Origin of the sequence: Collinsella aerofaciens (assembly GCF_005844325.1) — a bacterium.
Classification (GTDB): Bacteria; Actinomycetota; Coriobacteriia; order Coriobacteriales; family Coriobacteriaceae; genus Collinsella; species Collinsella aerofaciens_G.
The window spans coordinates 41,154-59,754 of sequence record NZ_SPFY01000001.1; the positions used below are offsets into that span (position 1 = coordinate 41,154).

General features: G+C 61.3%; 15 protein-coding genes. All 15 read left to right on the top strand.

Annotated features, from left to right (window positions below; all coding sequences use genetic code 11):
* The first annotated feature begins 2 nt into the window (after nt 1-2).
* The 15 genes from hemW to FGQ61_RS00270 all read left to right on the top strand — a co-directional run bounded on the left by hemW (nt 3) and on the right by FGQ61_RS00270 (nt 18,578).
* Entirely contained in the window at nt 3-1,235 is a 1,233-nt protein-coding gene (gene hemW / locus FGQ61_RS00195; protein WP_138374183.1) for a radical SAM family heme chaperone HemW, read from the top strand.
* 58 nt (nt 1,236-1,293) lie between these two features.
* Nucleotides 1,294-2,397, top strand: a complete 1,104-nt coding sequence (locus tag FGQ61_RS00200; protein WP_171021457.1) for a DnaJ domain-containing protein — start codon at nt 1,294-1,296, stop codon at nt 2,395-2,397.
* Between the two features lie 81 nt (nt 2,398-2,478).
* Nucleotides 2,479-3,627 (top strand): molecular chaperone DnaJ, encoded by a 1,149-nt coding sequence (gene dnaJ, locus FGQ61_RS00205; RefSeq protein WP_138374184.1) that lies wholly within the window; start codon nt 2,479-2,481, stop codon nt 3,625-3,627.
* 9 nt (nt 3,628-3,636) lie between these two features.
* Nucleotides 3,637-4,929 carry a MiaB/RimO family radical SAM methylthiotransferase gene (locus FGQ61_RS00210; protein WP_138374185.1) on the top strand — a complete coding sequence of 431 codons (1,293 nt, stop codon included), beginning with the start codon at nt 3,637-3,639 and terminating at the stop codon, nt 4,927-4,929.
* Complete coding sequence (locus FGQ61_RS00215; RefSeq protein WP_138374186.1) at nt 4,910-5,896, top strand: PhoH family protein; 987 nt, start codon at nt 4,910-4,912, stop codon at nt 5,894-5,896. Before FGQ61_RS00210 ends, FGQ61_RS00215 begins: the two co-directional genes overlap by 20 nt.
* The gene (ybeY, locus tag FGQ61_RS00220) at nt 5,893-6,402 is read left to right on the top strand and encodes an rRNA maturation RNase YbeY (protein WP_138374187.1); all 510 of its coding nucleotides are present in this window, start codon (nt 5,893-5,895) and stop codon (nt 6,400-6,402) included. Before FGQ61_RS00215 ends, ybeY begins: the two co-directional genes overlap by 4 nt.
* Nucleotides 6,403-6,411: 9 nt before the next feature.
* Complete coding sequence (locus tag FGQ61_RS00225) at nt 6,412-6,789, top strand: diacylglycerol kinase family protein (protein ID WP_138374188.1); 378 nt, start codon at nt 6,412-6,414, stop codon at nt 6,787-6,789.
* A gap of 12 nt (nt 6,790-6,801) precedes the next feature.
* Complete coding sequence (era, locus tag FGQ61_RS00230; RefSeq protein WP_171021458.1) at nt 6,802-7,878, top strand: GTPase Era; 1,077 nt, start codon at nt 6,802-6,804, stop codon at nt 7,876-7,878.
* A 15-nt stretch (nt 7,879-7,893) separates the two neighbouring features.
* Complete coding sequence (gene recO, locus FGQ61_RS00235; RefSeq protein ID WP_117629181.1) at nt 7,894-8,643, top strand: DNA repair protein RecO; 750 nt, start codon at nt 7,894-7,896, stop codon at nt 8,641-8,643.
* A 138-nt stretch (nt 8,644-8,781) separates the two neighbouring features.
* Nucleotides 8,782-9,060 (top strand): 30S ribosomal protein S15, encoded by a 279-nt coding sequence (gene rpsO, locus FGQ61_RS00240; RefSeq protein WP_035138510.1) that lies wholly within the window; start codon nt 8,782-8,784, stop codon nt 9,058-9,060.
* Between the two features lie 149 nt (nt 9,061-9,209).
* Nucleotides 9,210-11,456, top strand: coding sequence for a polyribonucleotide nucleotidyltransferase (locus FGQ61_RS00245; protein ID WP_055309899.1), 2,247 nt, complete (start codon nt 9,210-9,212; stop codon nt 11,454-11,456).
* 637 nt (nt 11,457-12,093) lie between these two features.
* A complete protein-coding gene (locus tag FGQ61_RS00255) occupies nt 12,094-13,764 on the top strand; it encodes a ribonuclease J (protein WP_006235967.1) in 1,671 nt (556 codons plus the stop codon).
* Nucleotide 13,765: 1 nt separating this feature from the next.
* Nucleotides 13,766-16,543 carry an FtsK/SpoIIIE family DNA translocase gene (locus FGQ61_RS00260; RefSeq protein WP_229025870.1) on the top strand — a complete coding sequence of 926 codons (2,778 nt, stop codon included), beginning with the start codon at nt 13,766-13,768 and terminating at the stop codon, nt 16,541-16,543.
* Complete coding sequence (locus FGQ61_RS00265) at nt 16,543-18,054, top strand: helix-turn-helix domain-containing protein (protein WP_138374190.1); 1,512 nt, start codon at nt 16,543-16,545, stop codon at nt 18,052-18,054. The genes FGQ61_RS00260 and FGQ61_RS00265 overlap by 1 nt, the downstream gene beginning before the upstream one ends.
* A 26-nt stretch (nt 18,055-18,080) precedes the next feature.
* Entirely contained in the window at nt 18,081-18,578 is a 498-nt protein-coding gene (locus FGQ61_RS00270; protein WP_138374191.1) for a YajQ family cyclic di-GMP-binding protein, read from the top strand.
* Nucleotides 18,579-18,601: the final 23 nt, after the last annotated feature.

The following is an 18,601-nucleotide window of genomic DNA, read 5'->3' on the forward strand; positions in this document are numbered from 1 at the left end:
CGGTGGCCGTTGCCGCGCTGTACGTGCATGTGCCGTTTTGCGCCCAAAAATGCCGGTACTGTGACTTTGACTCACGCAGTTTTGCTCCGTGCAACATGAGCGTTGCGCTCGATACCTATTTTGAGCAGTTGTATGCGCGCCTCGATGCTTTTGGCGACGCAGGCGCGCTTGCACAGATCCGCACCGTCTATGTTGGCGGCGGCACGCCGTCGCTGGCGGGGGAGCGTTTGGTAGAATTTGCCCGGCGTATCTCTGCGTGGTGCAAGCCTGTTGAGTTTACCTGCGAGGCCAATCCCGAATCGCTGACCGCAGAGCTTGCCACTGCGCTTGCCGGGGTGGGTGTCACGCGCGTCTCTCTGGGCGTGCAAACGCTCGATAACGCCGAACTTACCGCCATCGGCCGCATTCACGATGCCGATCGGGCGCTCGCTGCCATCACGACGGTCAAGGACGCTGGGCTTGTCGTGTCGTGCGACCTGATGTGCGGCCTTCCCGGGCAGACCGACCTAAGCTGGCAGCGCACACTCGATGGCGTGTTGGCGGCGGCGCCGCATCATGTGTCGGTGTACCCGCTCACGCTCGAGGAGGGCACGCCGCTCTATCGCATGGCGTGTCGCGACGAGTCGCTCGAGCCCGACGAGGATTTTCAGGCTGCATGCATGGATGCGGCGCGTGAGCGCCTGAGTGCGGCCGGCTATCACCCGTATGAGGTGGCAAGCTACGCGCTCGACGGCCATGAGTGCGCCCACAACATTGCCTATTGGACCGGACAGGGCTATCTGGGTTTGGGCCGCTCTGCCGCCGGTATGCTCGACGCCGAGGATTTCGATCGCTTGGCCGGGCTGTTTCCCGACGTGCTTGCTCGCGGCGATGCGTATCGCGTGCGCTTGGTGCAACGCGACGATGCCGCGACGACGTTTGATGCCGAGTATCTGTCGCAGCGCGAGGCGGCGGCCGAGGATTTGATGCTTGCCTGTCGCATGACGCGTGGCATTGGGCCCGATCTGTTGGTTCGCTCGGCAAGCGTGATCGCTGCAGATGAGTTGGCGGCGGCCTGCGACCGTGCGGTCGAGTTGGGCCTTGCCACCTGGGTGCCCGATCATATTGAAGGACATGCGGGGCGCGTCACCTCGAAAGACGTTATCGCAGGTCGCGTCCGTGCTCGTTTAGCGCCCACTCACTTGGGCTGGCTCGATGGAAATGTGCTGTTCGAGCTGTTTTGGGGTCTAGCCTAGGCCGCTCGGGTAGAATTACCGCAATATATACGCTGCTGTGAGCAGGAGGTTGCCGCGCATGGCGACGATGAACGAAAAAGATTACTACGAGATTTTGGGTGTCTCCAAGGACGCCACCTCGCGTGATATACAGAAAGCCTTCCAGCAAAAGGCCCGCAAGCTCCATCCGGACGTCAACAAAGAACCGGATGCCGAGGAAAAGTTCAAAGAGGTTTCCGAGGCCTATGCTGTGCTTTCGGACGAGCAGAAGCGTGCGCGCTACGACGCCATGCGCTCGGGCAATCCCTTTGCCGGCGCTCCCACGGCTTCGCCCTATGGCGGCGGTTACGCCGGCAGCGCGGGCTACGGCAATCCCTTTGAGGGCGGCTTTCCCTTTGGTGGCGCCTGGGGTCAGCCGCGTCGCGGGCAGGCTGCCTATAATCCCGAGAACGGCGCCAACGTCGTCGTCGATATTAAGCTCGACGCCAAGGAGGCCAAGGGCGGTGCCCGCAAGACCGTCCGCTATACGCGCTTCGATACCTGTGGTCACTGCGGCGGTTCGGGCTCTGTTTCGTCCGAGCATGCACATACCTGTCCGAGCTGCGGCGGTCGCGGCCACATCGATGTCGACCTGTCCTTTCTGTTTGGTGCCGGCACGTTCCAGTCTGTCTGCCCTGAGTGCGGTGGCTCCGGTAAGGTCGTCGCCGACCCCTGTCCCGATTGCGGCGGCAGCGGGCGAACCCGTGTGACCTCCGAGCAGACGATTGAGTTTCCCGCCGGCACGCACGATGGCGACGAGGTCCGTATTGGCGGCATGGGTCACGCCGGCACCAACGGCGCCTCTGGCGGTGATCTGGTCGGTCGGGCCCATGTTGAGGCCGAGCGCCTGGAAGGCAAGGCCCGTACCGGTTTTTACCTGATGGGCATCGTGGCGCCGTTTTTGGTGCTATCGGCCATCTCGGGCGTGTTCTCGGCCTTTGCCGTGATGTGCTTTATTCCGTTTGCCATGGGCCTGTTCATGGTGCTCTCGGACGGCGTGCTGCACCGCAGCCTGCTGTGGTGGAAGCGCGGCGCGATGCAGTTTGCCAACGGTTTTGCCAACGGATTTATGTTTGCGCTCGTGTCGGTTTGGTTTGCGAGCTGCTCGCAACGTGCCATGCTTTCGCCCTACGCAATGCAATAACATCAAACCCTCTGTTTGCGGCCGGCCCAGCTTGGGTATAGGACGCACTGTGACAATAATGAAAGTCGGAAGGATTCGGTCGTGTCGGAAAATAGGGATTACTACGAGGTGCTTGGCGTCGACAAGGATGCCGACGCGCGGACGATTAAGCGCGCGTTTCTAAAGAAGGCCCGTACCGTACACCCGGACGTTTCGGACGACCCCGAGGCCGAGGCTAAGTTCAAAGAGCTCAACGAGGCATATTCCGTTCTTTCCGATGAGCAGAAGCGTGCTAACTACGACCGTTACGGCACTGCCGACGGCCCCGGTGGCTCCGGCTACGTCGATATCAACGATATCTTTGGTGGCATGGGCATGGACGACTTGTTCTCGTCGTTCTTTGGCGGCGGTGCCGGCGGTGGCGCCCGCAGCCGTCGTGAGCGTCGTCGCGGACGTGATATGGCCATCTCGCTTTCGGTGACGCTCGAGGAGGCGGCGCTCGGCTGCAAAAAGACAATCAGCTATGACCGCCTTGCTCCTTGCGAGGACTGCAATGGCACCGGTAGGGCAGAGGGCGCACAGGAAAAGCAGTGCGGCCGCTGCCACGGTACGGGCTACGTCACGACGGTTCAGCGATCGTTTTTGGGCCAGGTTCAGTCTTCCTCGCCTTGCCCCGACTGCCATGGCGAGGGCACGGTTATCGATCATCCCTGCGAGACCTGCGACGGTCAAGGCCGCACGCCTTCGCACGAAAAGATCGACATCGATATTCCCGCCGGCGTTTCGACCGGTCGCCAGCTTCGTGTGAGCGGCTTTGGCGAGGCCGGCCTTCGCGGCGAGCCTTCGGGCGACCTGATTGTCAACGTGCGCGTCGCCGACCATGAGCGCTTTAAGCGCAACGGTGATGACCTGTACCTGGTGAGCGATATCTCGATTGCGCAGGCTGCGCTCGGCTGCGAGATTGAGGTCGAGGGCATTATGCCCGACGAGGTCGTTAAGGTGACGGTTCCCGCCGGCGCCCAGTACGGCGACACCGTGAGCGTCAATAATTACGGCATGCCGCGCATTGGCGGTGGCGGTTCGCGTGGCCGCCTGATCGTGCAACTGCGCGTGGTCGTTCCCACCAATCTTTCCAATAAGCAGCGCGAGCTGCTCCGTGCTTTTGCCGATGAGATGGGCGATGACGTCGCTTCTGGTAAGAAGTCGGTGACCGACCGTATCAAGAGTGCCCTCGACGATATCCTCGATTAAGGAGCCCGCGTGCTCGCACCCCATATTTCCGTCGTCAACCTCGGCTGCCGTGTCAACCGGGTTGAGTCTGACCGTATCACTGCCGATCTTATGCGTTTGGGCTTTGCTATTGTGGAGCCCCAGGATGCCGATCTGATCGTCATTAACACTTGTGCCGTTACGGGCGAGGCCGAGGCTAAGACCCGTAAGGCCGTCCGTCATGCGCTGGCCCATCCAAACGAGCCCTATGTGGTCGTGACCGGATGCGTGGTCAATTTGCATCCCGAGGAGCTGTCGGAGCTTTCGGATCGCGTGATTGCCGAGCCGTCCAAGATAGATGTCGCCGAACGTGTTTGCGAGGTGCTGGGTGTTGAGTCCGATAGCGTTCCCGCCTGCAGCGATGGCGAGGTGGTCGATACGCTCGGTCGCTCTCGCCTGGGCGTGAAGATTCAGGATGGCTGCAACCATCGCTGCACCTATTGCATTGTGTGGAAGGCGCGCGGCCCCGAGCGCTCCGTGCCCGTCGAGTCCGTGCTCGAGCAAGTTCGCGAGGCCCAGGAGGCCGGCGTGCCCGAGGTGGTGCTGACCGGTGTGAACCTGGGTGCCTACGATGGCAAGAGCGCGACCGACGAGCACGTCGAAATCGATGAGCTGCTCGAGGCCATCATGGAGCGCACGTCTATTCCGCATGTGCGCATTTCCTCGGTCGAGCCCATGGATATCTCCGAGCGCCTGCTTAAGGTTATGGCGCGCTACCCGCAGCGTATCGCCCCGTTTTTGCACCTGCCCGTGCAGTCCGGCTGCACGGCGACCCTGCATCGCATGGGCCGTCCCTATAGCGCCGAGGCCTTTGAGGACACGGTGCGTATGATTCGCGCCAACTTGCCCCAGGCGTCCCTTTCGTGCGATGTCATCGTCGGTTTTCCTGGTGAGACGGACGAGGAGTTCGAGGAGTCGCTGGCGCTGTGCCGCCGTGTGGGTTTCTCGCGTATGCACGTGTTCCGCTACAGCAAGCGTCCCGGTACCCTTGCTGCCGACATGCCCGACCAGGTGCCACCCGAGGTTATGGCCGAGCGCAGCCGCCGTATGCGGGCCGCCGCACAGGAGCTCGCTATTGCCGACGCTCGTCGTCGCGTGGGCACGGTCGAGCGTGCCGTGCTCGAGTATGGTGACAACCTGACGCTCGGCTCGTTCCATCATGCCCGTCTTGACGATACCTGTGGACTTACAGCCCCGTGCCTGCTCGATGTTGCTATCATCGGAGTCGATGATTCCGGCTTGGTCCATGCACGCAGGGAGGTTCATGGAAGCCTCGAAGATTAGACTTACCGTTCCCGAGGGTATTGACCCCTCGCGCGTTTTGGGTGCCGGCGACGGCGTCCTTCGTGCGCTGGAGAGCTCAGTTCGCGCCCACGTGGTCGCCCGTGGCGACAGCATCGCCGTGAGCGGTGACCCGGACGAGGTCGAACTGGTCGCGCGTTTTTTCGAACATGCCTTTCGTGAGGCTGCTTCCGGGCGCACGCTTTCTGCCGACGATGTCTCTCGCTGCCTGGCCGTATTGCGCGACGGTGAGCACGAGGCTACATCGCTTCGCGATGATGTGCTGCTTTCGTATCGCGGCCGTGTCATTCGCCCCAAGACGCTCGGTCAAAAGCGCTATGTGGATGCCATCCGCTCGCATACCATCACGTTTGGCCTGGGTCCTGCCGGTACCGGTAAGACCTATCTGGCCATGGCGCTCGCCGTTGCCGCGCTCAAGCGTCACGAGGTGGGCCGTCTGATCTTGACGCGTCCGGTTGTCGAGGCGGGGGAGAACCTGGGCTTTTTGCCCGGTACCCTCGAGGAAAAGATCGATCCTTACATGCGTCCGCTCTACGACGCCCTTTTTGACATGATGGATCGCGAGCGCACCGATGAGCTTATGGAGCGTGGCGTGATCGAGATCGCCCCGCTTGCCTACATGCGCGGCCGCACGCTGAGCGATGCCTTCGTGGTGCTCGACGAGGCGCAAAATACCACGCCCGAGCAGATGAAGATGTTCCTGACGCGCCTGGGTTTTAACTCCAAGTTTGTGATTACCGGCGACCTGAGTCAGCGCGACCTGGTGGGTCGTCGCGGCGGTCTTGCCGACGTTGAGCGGATTTTAGGCCGTGTCGACGATGTCGCATTTTCTCACCTCGAGCGTGCCGACGTGGTGCGCCATGCCTTGGTGGGGCGTATCGTTGAGGCATACGATGCTTATGATGATGTACGCGAGAAGCGCGTGCACGATCGAAAGGAGTCCCGTTGAGTGTATTGATCAGCAACGATGCCGAGCTCGATACGCTGCTCGACGCGCAGGAGGTAGAGCACATCTGCGAGGTCGTGCTTACCGCCGAGGGCGTTGAGCGTGAAGTTGAGATTTCCCTTTCGTATGTCGACGAGGACGAGATGCACGAGCTCAACCACGAGTGGCGCGGTATCGACCGTACCACCGATGTCCTCTCGTTTGAATGCGACTCGGCCTTTGATGAGGATATTCCCGCAGACAAGACGCTCGAGCTCGGCGATATCATCCTGGCCCCGCAGGTCATTGCCCGTCAGGCCCCCGGCTTTGGCAATAGCCCTGCCGACGAGTGCCGCCTGATGCTCGTGCATGGCATGCTGCACCTGCTGGGATATGACCATATTGAGGACGACGAGGCCGAGGTCATGGAGGCCCGTGAGGACGTCATCCTGCGCGATCTGGCGCTCGAGCGCGGCGAGGACCCCAAGCTGGTCCACGTCGGCCCCATCACCAACCACGCCCACGACTAGGAGCCGTCTATGATTCCCGGATCGAACAAGGACCATCCGTCCTTCTTAAAGTCGTTCTCCTACGCCATGGAGGGCTTCGTCACCGCCGTCAAGACCGAGCGCAACATTAAGGTTATGCTCGCGGCGGGCGTTTGCACCGTCGTTGCCGGCTGCATTGTCGGCCTCGACATTGCCGAGTGGGCCACAGTTATCATCTGCTGTGGCTTGGTGATTCACGGCGAGCTGTGCAATACCGCTATGGAGGCGATCGTCGACCTGGCGACCCAGGAACTTCATCCGCTGGCAAAGCGTGCGAAGGATATCGCCGCCGCCTCCGTATACGTGCTTTCCATCACCGCCGCGATTGTGGGATTGCTGGTATTTGCCCACGCGCTCGACTTTATTTAGAAAGGGATTTCCATGTCCGACAATATGCAGCCTATCGATGAAACTCTGGATGACGAGTCCCTGGATGCGGTGGATGCCGAAGCGGCCGAGGCATACGAGGAGATCGAGGAGTTCGACCCGTTTGAGGGCATGAGCGACGAGGAGCTCGACGCCCTGTGCGACGAGGACGACAGCCTCGCGGGCTTTGGAGACGTTGAGCCCGGTTTCCGCAGCGGCTTCGTGGCCCTGGTCGGCCGCCCCAACGCCGGCAAGTCCACGCTGCTCAACGCCTGCTATGGCAAAAAGGTCGCCATCACCTCGCCTGTGGCCCAGACGACCCGCCGCCGCATGCGCGCCGTCGTCAACCGTCCCGGCTACCAGCTGGTCTTTGTCGATACCCCGGGTATTCACAAGCCCAAGGACGGCCTGGGGTCCGAGCTCAACAAGAGCGCGCTGTTCGAGCTGAACGATGTCGATGTCGTCGCGTTTTTGATTGATGCCACCAAACCGATCGGCAGGGGAGACGCCTGGGTTGCCGAGCGCGTCAAGAGCGCCCGTTCTAAGAAGGTCCTGGTGCTCACCAAGGCCGATGAGGCCGACCCCGCGCAGGTCATGGAGCAGCTTAAGGCAGCGCATGAGCTTATGGAATACGACGACGAGATCGTGACCTCGTCGGTGAAGAACTTCAACGTCGACGCCTTCATCGAGACCGTTGCCCACTTTTTGCCCGAGGGCCCGCGTTGGTTCCCCGAGGACATGGGTACCGACGCTTCCGATGAGACGCTCGTTGCCGAGTTTGTGCGCGAGAAGGTCTTGCGCCGCACCCGTGATGAGATCCCGCACTCCGTTGGCGTGATCTGCGATGCGCTCGAGCAGACCAAGAAGGTGCTGCGCGTGCACGCCACCATTTACGTCGAGCGCGAGGGCCAAAAGGGCATCATCATCGGCAAGGGCGGCGAGATGATCAAGCATATCGGTATCGACGCCCGTCGCGATCTTGAGCGCATTTTTGGCACGCAGGTCTTTTTGGAGTTGGACGTGAAGGTCAAGGCCGGCTGGCGTGACGACGAGGCCCAGATTCGCCGCTTTGGCTATAACGCCGAGGACTAAGGACGCGCGGCGCGCATGGCAGGCTCCCGGACATATCGCACGAAAGTGCTCGTGCTCGATAAGACTAAGCTCAAAGAGACCGACCTGATCTTGACGATGCTTGACGAGCGGGGGCGGCAGGTTCGTGCCGTGGCAAAGGGCGCCCGCAAACCCGGCGGACGCCTGGCTGCGCGCTGCGAGCTGTTCTGTACGGTAGATATGCTGCTCGCACATGGACGGTCACTCGACGTGGTTTCCCAGGCCGAGCTTATGGAGGCGCCGCTCGGCGTTGCGCCCGATTACGAGACGACCTGCGCCGCAAGCGCGATCGCCGAGGTCGCGCGCGTGTGCTCGTTCGAGGACGCCGAGGACCCGTTTACCTTTGCCATCACGCAGCGAGCGCTTGCCCTGGTGGGCAGCGGGCTCGACACGGCGCATATGGATCTACTTGTGGCGGCATATGTCTTTAAGCTGCTGTCGCACGTTGGCTATCGACCCGATTTTTCGGCCTGCGTGCTGTGCGGAGACCCCATGCTGTCGTATTTTTCGCCCCAGGCGGGCGGCCTCATGTGCGGGTCGTGCGCGTCGAGCGTTCCAGGTGCCGAACTGGTGTCGACCGGTGAGGCCGCATGGCTGCGCGCCCTCATGTCCATGACCTTCGATGCGCTTTTGGCCGAGCGAATCGACCCGCATACCGCAGCCTTTTTGCTGGGGCTTTCGCATGTTTGGGCTGCGACGCACACCGATCAGCGCCTCCGTGCGATGGAATTCATGTTGGGTCGGTGATGATGCGCAGGCGCGGGCTGCTTGTGGTAACATACCGACCTGTTGGTACCTCGACCTTGGTTGCTCGCTCCACCGGCGGCTTCCCAGTCCGAGGCGAATCGAGTCGCCCGATGGCGACGCAAAAAGAAAGGTGAAACAATGACTGTTTCCAAAGAGCGCAAGGCGGAGCTGACTGCCCAGTTCGGTAACACCCCGGTCGACACCGGCAACCCCAAGGTTCAGGTCGCCATCCTGTCCGAGCGCATCAAGGAGCTGACCGAGCACATGAAGTCCCATCAGAAGGACTTCCACACCCGTCGTGGTCTGCTCATGCTCGTCGGTCGTCGTCGTCGTCTTCTCTCCTACATCAAGAAGAACGACATCGTCGAGTACCGTGAGCTCATCAAGGCTCTGGGCATCCGCGACAACATCCAGTAGGATTTGTACATGCTAAGAGCGTCCTGCGCAGCGGGGCGCTCTTTTTGTGTAAGGGCGCGAACAATCACGCTCTGAAGCGTGGCGGGGGCAGGGGGTCCGCGTCACATGAGAAGCCCGCAGGCAAGGGGCCTGTGGGGTAAAGGAGAACAATGACACTCGTATCCAAGACCTTTGAGCTGTACGGCAAGACCTACACCTTTGAGTCGGGCGAGCTTGCCAAGCAGGCCACCGGCGCCTGCCTGGTCAAGCAGGGCGACACCACGATGCTCGATACCGTGGTCGTCTCCAAGGAGCGCAAGAACTATGACTTCTTCCCGCTGACCGTCGACTTCAACGAGAAGATGTACGCTGCCGGCCGCATCCCGGGTGGCTACCTCAAGCGTGAGGGCCGTCCCAGCGAGAAGGCCACGCTCACCGCGCGCATGATCGACCGTCCGATTCGCCCGAGCTTCCCGGACGGCTTCCGCAACGAGGTGCACATCGTCGCTACCTCGCTTGTCGCCGACCAGGTCAACCCCTTTGACGTCATCAACGTCATGGGTGCTTCCCTGGCCATGACGCTCGGCGGCGTGCCCTTCGAGGGCCCGCTTGCCTGCGTGCGCATCGGCCGTAACGTGGAGACCGGCGAGTTTATCGTCAACCCCACCTACGAGGAGCGCGAGAACTCCGATCTGGACTTGGAGCTGGGCGGCTCCGCCGACTTCATCTCGATGGTCGAGGCCGGCGCCGAGGAGATCTCTGAGGACGACATGCTCGCCGCCATGAAGTTTGGCCAGGAGGCCCTTGCTGCCTTCTGCCAGGCTCAGGATGAGTTCGTCGCCGAGTGGGAGCAGGTCAACGGCCCCATCGTCAAGAAGGAGTACCCGCTCGACCAGCCCGTCGAGGAGGTCCAGGAGCGCATCTTCGCCCACTACGACGAGATGGCAGCCGCCTTGCGCGACGCCGACAAGCTCTCCCGTATCGGCAAGGTCGAGGCTCTGAAGGAGTCCATCCGCGCCGAGTTCACCGAGGAGGAGCAGGCTGCTTGGGAGCGCGAGATCCCCGTGGCGCTCAAGAAGCTCGAGAAGAAGGCCATGCGTACTATGGTCGTCGAGACCGGCGAGCGCGTCGACGGCCGTGCCGCCGACGAGATCCGTCCCATCATGGTGAAGGACAACTACCTGCCGCTCGTTCACGGCTCCGGTCTGTTCCAGCGCGGCCAGACCCAGGTGCTCTCCGTCCTGTCGCTCGGCATGCTCAACGAGGGCCAGCGTCTGGATACCATCGAGCCCACCGAGGGCAAGCGCTACATGCACCACTACAACTTCCCGCCGTTCTGCACCGGCGAGACTGGCCGCATGGGCAGCCCCAAGCGTCGCGAGATCGGTCACGGCAATCTGGCAGAGCGCGCTCTGCTTCCGGTGCTTCCCGACGAGAACGAGTTCCCCTACGCCATCCGCGTCGTCTCCGAGGTCATGGAGTCCAACGGCTCCTCTTCGATGGCTTCGACCTGCGGCTCCACGCTCGCCCTTATGGACGGCGGCGTGCCCATTAAGCGCCCGGTCTCCGGTATCGCCATGGGCCTGATCCAGGAGGAGGGTAAGACCGTGGTCCTGTCCGACATCCAGGGTCTCGAGGACTTCCTGGGCGACATGGACTTTAAGGTCACCGGCACCACCGAGGGCATCACCGCCCTGCAGATGGACAACAAGGCCACCGGCCTCACCTTCGACATCCTGGCCCGCGCCCTGCAGCAGGCCAAGGAGGGTCGCGCCTTCATCCTGCAGAAGATGCTCGATGTGATCCCCGAGCCGCGCCACACCACACGCAGCACCGCTCCGCGCATCGTCTCCATCCAGGTCCCGACCGACAAGATCCGCGACGTCATCGGTTCCGGCGGTAAGGTCATCCGCGGTATTCAGGACGAGACCGGCGCTTCGGTCGACATCCAGGAGGACGGCACCGTCTTTGTCGGCGGCACCGGCGAGTCCGTGGACCAGGCCGTCGAGCGCATCAAGCTCATCATCAAGGTTCCCGAGCCGGGCGAGGAGTACACCGGTCGCGTGGTCTCCATCCAGCCCTTCGGCGCCTTCGTCAACCTGCTGCCCGGTAAGGACGGCCTGCTGCACATCTCTCGCGTCGCCAAGGGCCGCGTGGAGAAGGTCGAGGACGTCCTCAACGTGGGCGACGAGGTCAAGGTCGTCGTCATCGAGGTCGACGATCGTGGCAAGATCTCGCTTGATCGTCTGGATAAGCCCGAGGCCCCGGCTCGCGCCGAGGGTGCTTCTGAGGGCGACGGCGAGCACTTCCAGCGCCGTGAGCGTCCGCGTCGCGAGCGCTCCGAGCGCAGCGACCGTCCGCGCCGTCCCGGTGACAACGGAGGCCGCAAGCCTCGCCGTCACCACGACGCCGAGTAACAGCCGTACATAAGCAGCTCAACAAGGGCGACTCCTAAGGGGGTCGCCCTTTTGCTATTCTCGGCGGGGCCGCAGGTAAAGTTTCCTGCTCTACAGTCCTGCTCGCACGGAGAGCATATTAAGTGCTTTCCTTTGCGTGCGGAACTCGCGATAAACTTCATATGCGTCCCTCCCGGGCGCAAGCAAAAGGGCTGGTTAATGCCGCTCGCTATTTAGTTAGACAGTCTATTCAGTAGTCAGATTACAGATCTGTAGATAGCCGCAGCAGCATCTTCCCAGATAAAACCGACCAAAATAAACCTGTCTCTATTTGGCAGGTTTCCCGTGGGGCGGGCACTGATGAAGTTTATCGCGAGTTCCGCACGAACAGGAGGCCACTTAATGTGGCCTCCGTCGTGAGCAGGACTGTAGAGCAGGAAACTTCATCAGTGCCCGCCCCACGGGAAACCGGCGGGATGGACCAGTTCAGATGGGGCTTTGATGCATGGGTGGTCTGTTGGTGGGCAAATGGGTATCATACTGAGGTTACTGCGTCGACTCTATGATGCATGTTTGTACGTTCCCGGCGGTCGGTTTGCCAGAAGCGCCCCGCCGGTTGTTCCAGACCCGTTTCGAAGAAAGGAAACCACACTAACCTATGGCAGCTAAAAAATCATCTCCCTTGAAGATCATTCCGCTCGGTGGCCTTGACGGCATCGGCAAGAACATGACGGTCTTCGAGTGCGGCGACGACATGGTGCTCGTCGACGCCGGCCTCATGTTCCCGGATGACTCCCAGCCCGGTATCGACCTGGTGCTTCCCGACTACACCTATGTTTTGGAGAACGAGGAAAAGCTCCGCGGTATCGTCGTTACCCACGGCCACGAGGACCACACCGGTTCGCTTCCGTATCTGCTGCAGGACCTCAACAACAAGGTGCCCATCTTTTCGAGCAAGCTGACGCTTGGCTTTATCGAGGGTAAGCTTTCTGAGTTCCGCATCCGCGCACCCAAGTTCCGCGAGGTCAAGGGCGGCAGCCATGTCAACCTCGGCGGCATCTCGCTCGACTTCTTCTCGATGACGCACTCCATCCCCGGCGCTCTGGGCGTGTTCATCCGCACCAATCAGGGCACCGTTATGCACACCGGCGACTTTAAGCTCGACCAGACGCCCATCGACGGCGTCACGCCCGACTATGCCGCTATCAGCCGCTTTGCCAAGCAGGGCATCGACCTGTTGCTGTCCGACTCCACCAATGCCACGGTTCCCGGCTTTACCAAGTCCGAGGCCGAGGTTGGTCCCAACCTGCTGCATGCCATCAAGAACGCCCCGGGTCGCGTGTTCGTCGCTTCGTTCTCGAGCCATATCCATCGTTTGCAGCAGATCTGCGATGCCGCCCGCAAGTGCGGCCGTAAGGTCGTTGTGACCGGTCGTTCCATGCTCACCAACACCCGCGTCGCGCGCGAGCTGGGCTACCTCAACATCGACGATGCCGATATCATCGATGCCTTCGATATCGATAACCTGCCCGACGACAAGATCGTCGTCATGTGCACCGGTTCGCAGGGCGAGCCGCTGTCGGCCCTGTCCCGCATGGCCAATGGCGAGCACAAGACGCTCTCTATCCACGAGGGCGATACCGTCATCCTCTCGGCAACTCCCGTTCCCGGCAACGAGAAAGCCGTCCAGCAGGTCGTCAACAGCCTGGCCAAGCTCGGCTGCGACGTGTGGGATAAGAACCGCGCTCTTGTCCACGTCTCGGGCCACGGTAGCCAGGAGGAGCTCAAGCTCCTGATGGCCATGGCCAAGCCCACTTACTTTATGCCGGTTCACGGTGAGGCCGTGCATCTGCGCGCCCATGCCCAGCTTGCCCGCAAGATGGGCATCAAGGACGATCATATCTTTATCCTCGATAACGGCGACACGCTCGAGATGCGCGGCGGTATCGTCAAGCGCGGTACGCCCGTCGAGTCCGGCGTCGTCTACGTCGACGGCCTTCGTATCGGCGATACCGACCCCATCGTCTTGCGCGATCGTCAGAAGCTCGCCAATGACGGTATGGTTACCGCTGTTGCCATCGTCTCGCTTAAACACAAGAAGATCGAGGCCATCGAGTTCTCGGGCCGCGGCGTCTCGTTTGCCATCGACGACCAGTTCTCTGAGGATGCCTCCGCGTCCATCATGAAGACGATCGAGAAGGGCAAGTTCAGCTTTACGAGCAGCGGTTCCGATGCTATTCGTAAGGCCGTGCGCGATTCGCTCTCTAACTTTATCTGGAGCCGTACGCGCACCCGTCCGATGATCATCCCGGTCGTCATGGAGGTTTAGTTTGGCGCGTGGATCTGCACAAAACGCCAAAAGCAATAAGGCCAATAACCAACCGGCATCTGCTAAGGGTGCCGGTTCCCATCTGCGTGCCAATAAGGGCCACGAGGCGGACTTCGACGATTTTGAGCCTTTGGTTGAGCCCTCGGCCAACCGTGATATCGCCGGCGTGGTCATCGCCGTTTTGGCGATTGCGTCCTTCATTGCCGTGATTTCGCCGGCGACCGCACCCGTTACGGCTGCGGTTGCCGGTTTCTACCACCTGGGCTTTGGTCTGGGCGCCTACGTGCTGCCGATCGTCATTTTGCTGTTTGCCGCCACGCTCTTTTTAGGCGAGGACTCGCCGCTCAACGTACGCTCTGTTGCGGGCGGCGCCGTGGTCTTTATCGCCGTCGTCTCCATTCTTTCGCTGATGGTGCCGGGTACGAGTGTCTCTTGTGACCTTATGTTCACGCCGCAAAATTTGTCCGCCTCGGGTGGCTACATCGGTGCGTTTATTGCGAGTGCGCTGCAGAATGCCCTGGGTAAGCCTATCGCGATGGTAGTCCTGTTGGGCTTTGTCGTCGTGGGCTTGGTCATCATCGGCTTTTCGGTTGGCGGCGTTTTGCGCTCTGCTCGCGACCGTGCGGCCGATTTTGCCGAGCGCCGCCGTGCCGATGTCAACGCCAGCCCGTGGGGTGACGACGAAGCCCTGTCGGTGCCCGGCGTTGCCCGTCCGCACCTGAGCATTCTTCGTCAAAAGGGCCCCGATGCGGCCGTGACTACGGTTATGGGTAGCGAAGTCGATCCGATTCTGGACGATGAGGACGTGGACGAAGATCCGTTTGTCGACGTGTCTGAGGCCGTGGAGGCCGAGCGGGCCAAGACAACGCTGTTGCCGCGCCGCCATGCCAAGAAGGGCAAGGCTGCGCCCAAACTCAATACGAGTGAGCCCGACCCGTCTTGGTCCGAGAGCGAGATTGAGCTCACCGAGGGTGATGACGAGGACGACGAGGCTCCGATTGAGACCGCAAAGACAACTTTGCTGCCGCGTCGCCATGCAAAGCGCGACCAGGTAACCGGTCAGCTTTCGATGGAAGACGACCCCGATAAGATCGACGAGTCCGAGCCGCCGTTTGCCGTGAATCCTGTCTCGGCAGCACCTCAGATCCCCGACTTCTTGAAGCATCCCAAGGTTGCCGATGCGCCTGCCTTGAGTGCTGTCGAATCGGCTGCGGCCAGCGATGGGGGAACGGACGGCGGCGCCGCAGATAACGAGGGCGAAGAAGAGGACGGCCTCAAACTTCCGCCACTTGAGATTCTGCATGCCAACCCGCAGTCGGCTTCCGCTGCGTCTTCGGACAAGGAGCTGGAGCAAACTGCCGAGTCGCTGCAGTCGACCCTGCTTGAGTTTGGCCGCAGCGCCCGCGTGGTCGGCTGGATCGCCGGCCCCACGGTGACGACCTTTAAGCTGCAACCTGGCGAGGGCGAGCGCGTGAGCAAGATTTCGAGCCTCGAGGACGATATCGCGCTTTCGCTCGCAGCTCAGTCGGTTCGTATCTTTGCCCCGATCCCCGGCACGTCGCTCGTGGGTATCGAGATCCCCAATCGCAAGCGCCAGAACGTCAACCTGGGCGACGTGCTGCCCTATGTGAAGGGCGGTCCGCTCGAGCTGGCCATCGGTCGCGATGCCGAGGGTACGCCGGTCGTCGCCGACCTCGCCAAGATGCCCCACCTGCTGATCGCCGGCACGACCGGTTCTGGTAAGTCGGTGATGATCAACTCCATCATCACGACCCTGCTCATGCGCGCGCTTCCCGAGGACGTTCGCCTGATCATGGTCGACCCCAAGCGCGTCGAGCTTGCGGGCTATAACGGTCTGCCGCATCTTTACGTGCCTGTAGTGACCGAGCCCAAGCAGGCCGCGAGCGCTCTGCAATGGGCCGTGTCCGAGATGGAGCGTCGCCTGAAGGTCTTCGAGCGTCTCAATGTACGTAAGATCTCGACCTATAACGAAAAGCAGGCCGCCGGCGAGTTTGAACATTACGATAACCCGCCGCAAAAGATGCCCTATCTGGTCATTATCATCGACGAGCTCTCGGACCTGATGATGGTCGCCGGTAAGGATGTCGAGGCCTCGATCGTGCGTATTGCTCAGCTGGGCCGTGCCGCCGGTATCCACCTTATCGTGGCCACGCAGCGCCCGAGCTCCAACGTGGTGACGGGCCTCATTAAGGCCAACATCACCAACCGCATCGCCTTTAACGTCGCCACGGGCATCGACTCGCGCGTCATCATCGACCAGATGGGTGCCGAAAAGCTCACCGGTTTGGGCGACATGCTGTTCTCCAAGGTCGACTGGGGCAAGCCTCGTCGTATTCAGGGCTGCTTTGTCTCGGACGATGAAATCAACGAGATTGTCGAGTTCGTCAAGTCGCAAAGCGAGCCCGACTACCATGAGGAGATCCTGTCGGCTGTGGCGCCCGCTTCCATGTCCATGGCGGGTGGCGGCATTGTCCGCACCGGAGTTGCCGAGCCGCAAGACGATGATCCGCTCATTTGGGAAGCCGCCCATATTGTGGTGGAATCGCAGCTGGGCTCCACATCTGGCCTGCAACGCCGCCTTAAGGTTGGCTATGCGCGCGCCGGGCGTATTATGGACATGCTGGAAGAAAAGGGTGTCGTCGGCCCGCCCGACGGTTCCAAGCCGCGCGAGGTCCTGTTGGACGAGGAGGGGCTTGCCGCGCTGGAGTCTGTCGACGCCGAGATGGCACGTGAAGATCGTGAGTTTGGAGGATTCTGATGGCTGCACGCTTTGGTGACATGCTGCTCGAGCAGCGTCGCCGAATGGGCCTTTCCATTCAGCAGGTCGCCAACACCATCAAAATCAGGCCGCAGATCATCGAGTTTTTCGAGACCGGTAACTTTGCTTCGATGCCGCCGCGCGGCTATGCGCAGGGCATGATTTCGAGCTATGCTCGCTTTTTGGGCCTCAATCCGCGCGAGGTCGTCAATGCCTACTTTGACGACCTGATGGCATACGAACGCGAGACGTCTCAGCAGGGCGGTCGTTTTCAGGACGCCGCTGGCTACGTCAATTCGCGCTCCTCGGTCGATAACGGGCGCTTCCTGATGGTTCAGGGCGGTCGTTCGACCCGCTATGGACAGCGTCCTCAGCAGGCCGGTTATATTACCGAGACGGGTTCGGGCGAGGAGATTCGCTCACAGCGTGACCGGTTCCGCAGTACGCCGATGCCTGAGGACCGTGCGCTTCCCGCTGCCCGCGGCGTGGCGCGTGACCCTCGTGCCGGCTACGGCGACGGCGGCTATTCCGATCGCGGTTACCGTGGTGCCTCTACGGGACGCTCTCGCGGTGGCTATGCGGATGCCGATACCACGCAGGTAACGCCGCGTCTTCGCTCTCAATCACAGCCGTATGGCCAGCGCTCTTCGGCTTCGCGTTCGGGCCAGCGTGGCTATCAAGGCCGCGGTGAGCTTGCGCTCCGCTCGGGTCAGCGCAGCCTTCAGGGCCAGGGCGGCTATCGCGGCCGTTCCGATAGCAATCGCGGCCGTATGCCTCAGGGAAGCGGCCGCAGCAGTTCCGGTCGTGGACGCGGCGGATCCCGTACTCCTCAAAACAACGGGCTCGATCCGCGTATCGTCTACGCCGGCATCGGTGCCGTGGTGTTGCTGCTGATTGTGCTCATCGTGGTGCTTCTGCGCGGCTGCGCATCTTCGACGCCCGAGACCACGCCCGAGACGCCCGCTGCTACCAAGACGACGACCAAGAAGTCTTCTAAGAAGTCCGAAACGGTCGACGAGGACGAAGACACCGATGAAGCGACGGATGCGTCGACTGATTCGGACGCTACCAAGACGACGGCCAAGAAGGAAGAGAACGAGGTCACGAAGGTCAAAGTTTCCGTTGCCAAGGGAAAGACCGCGTGGATTGAGGTCAAGGTCGACGGCAAGTCGGTCTATGGCGCTCAGGCGACTGGCCCCTTTGAGCAGGAGTACACGCCCGAGTCCTCGATCGAGATCACCACGTCCAAGCCTTCCGATGTTACCGTTACCAAGAACGGTGAAAAGGTCCGTTACGATACCAAGACCTCGGGCGTGGCTCGTGTGACGATCACCGTTCCTAAGAAGGAGACGACTGATTCCGAGAATGGTGAAAGTTCTGATGGCACCGACACCACCGATGGTACCGATACCACCGACCGCACCGGTGCCCAGTCCGCGGATGGCGCCGATACCGCAACTGACGGTCAGACGCCCACCGATTCTACCGACTATTCGTACGATAGCTACTAAGCCGCTCGTACGCGAAAGGAAACATCATGGCTAAAGATTCCAGCTTCGACGTCGTGTCCGAGGTCAACATGCAAGAGGTCGACAACGCCTTCCAGCAGACCACGCGCGAGATTTCCCAGCGCTATGACCTTAAGGATTCCGGCGCCACGATCGAGCTTTCGAAGGGCGACAAGCTCTTTACGATCAACGCCCCGGCCGACTTTGTCTCCAAGCAGATTATCGACGTGCTGAGCTCCAAGCTCATCAAGCGCGGCATCGACCTCAAGGCTGTCTCGTGGGATGCTCCACAGGCGGCGTCGGGCGGCACCGTGCGCGTGCTCGGCCATGTCGTCGAGGGTATCGACCAGGCGACCGCCAAGAAGATCAATAAGGACATCAAGGACCAAAAGCTTAAGGTCAAGGTGACCATCGAGGCCGACAAGCTGCGTGTTTCCTCTGCTTCGAAGGACGCGTTGCAGACCGTGATCCAGTTCTTGCGCGACCAGGACTACGGCCAGCCGCTACAGTTCACCAACTACCGCTAATATCATTCGAAAGGACCGCTCTC

Coding starts and splice junctions, on each gene's coding strand:
- FGQ61_RS00200 (WP_171021457.1), top strand. CDS start 1,294: ATGGCGACGATGAACGAAAAAGATTACTACGAGATTTTGGGTGTCTCC.
- FGQ61_RS00245 (WP_055309899.1), top strand. CDS start 9,210: ATGACACTCGTATCCAAGACCTTTGAGCTGTACGGCAAGACCTACACC.
- FGQ61_RS00265 (WP_138374190.1), top strand. CDS start 16,543: ATGGCTGCACGCTTTGGTGACATGCTGCTCGAGCAGCGTCGCCGAATG.
- FGQ61_RS00270 (WP_138374191.1), top strand. CDS start 18,081: ATGGCTAAAGATTCCAGCTTCGACGTCGTGTCCGAGGTCAACATGCAA.
- FGQ61_RS00215 (WP_138374186.1), top strand. CDS start 4,910: ATGGAAGCCTCGAAGATTAGACTTACCGTTCCCGAGGGTATTGACCCC.
- era (WP_171021458.1), top strand. CDS start 6,802: ATGTCCGACAATATGCAGCCTATCGATGAAACTCTGGATGACGAGTCC.
- FGQ61_RS00255 (WP_006235967.1), top strand. CDS start 12,094: ATGGCAGCTAAAAAATCATCTCCCTTGAAGATCATTCCGCTCGGTGGC.
- recO (WP_117629181.1), top strand. CDS start 7,894: ATGGCAGGCTCCCGGACATATCGCACGAAAGTGCTCGTGCTCGATAAG.
- FGQ61_RS00225 (WP_138374188.1), top strand. CDS start 6,412: ATGATTCCCGGATCGAACAAGGACCATCCGTCCTTCTTAAAGTCGTTC.
- rpsO (WP_035138510.1), top strand. CDS start 8,782: ATGACTGTTTCCAAAGAGCGCAAGGCGGAGCTGACTGCCCAGTTCGGT.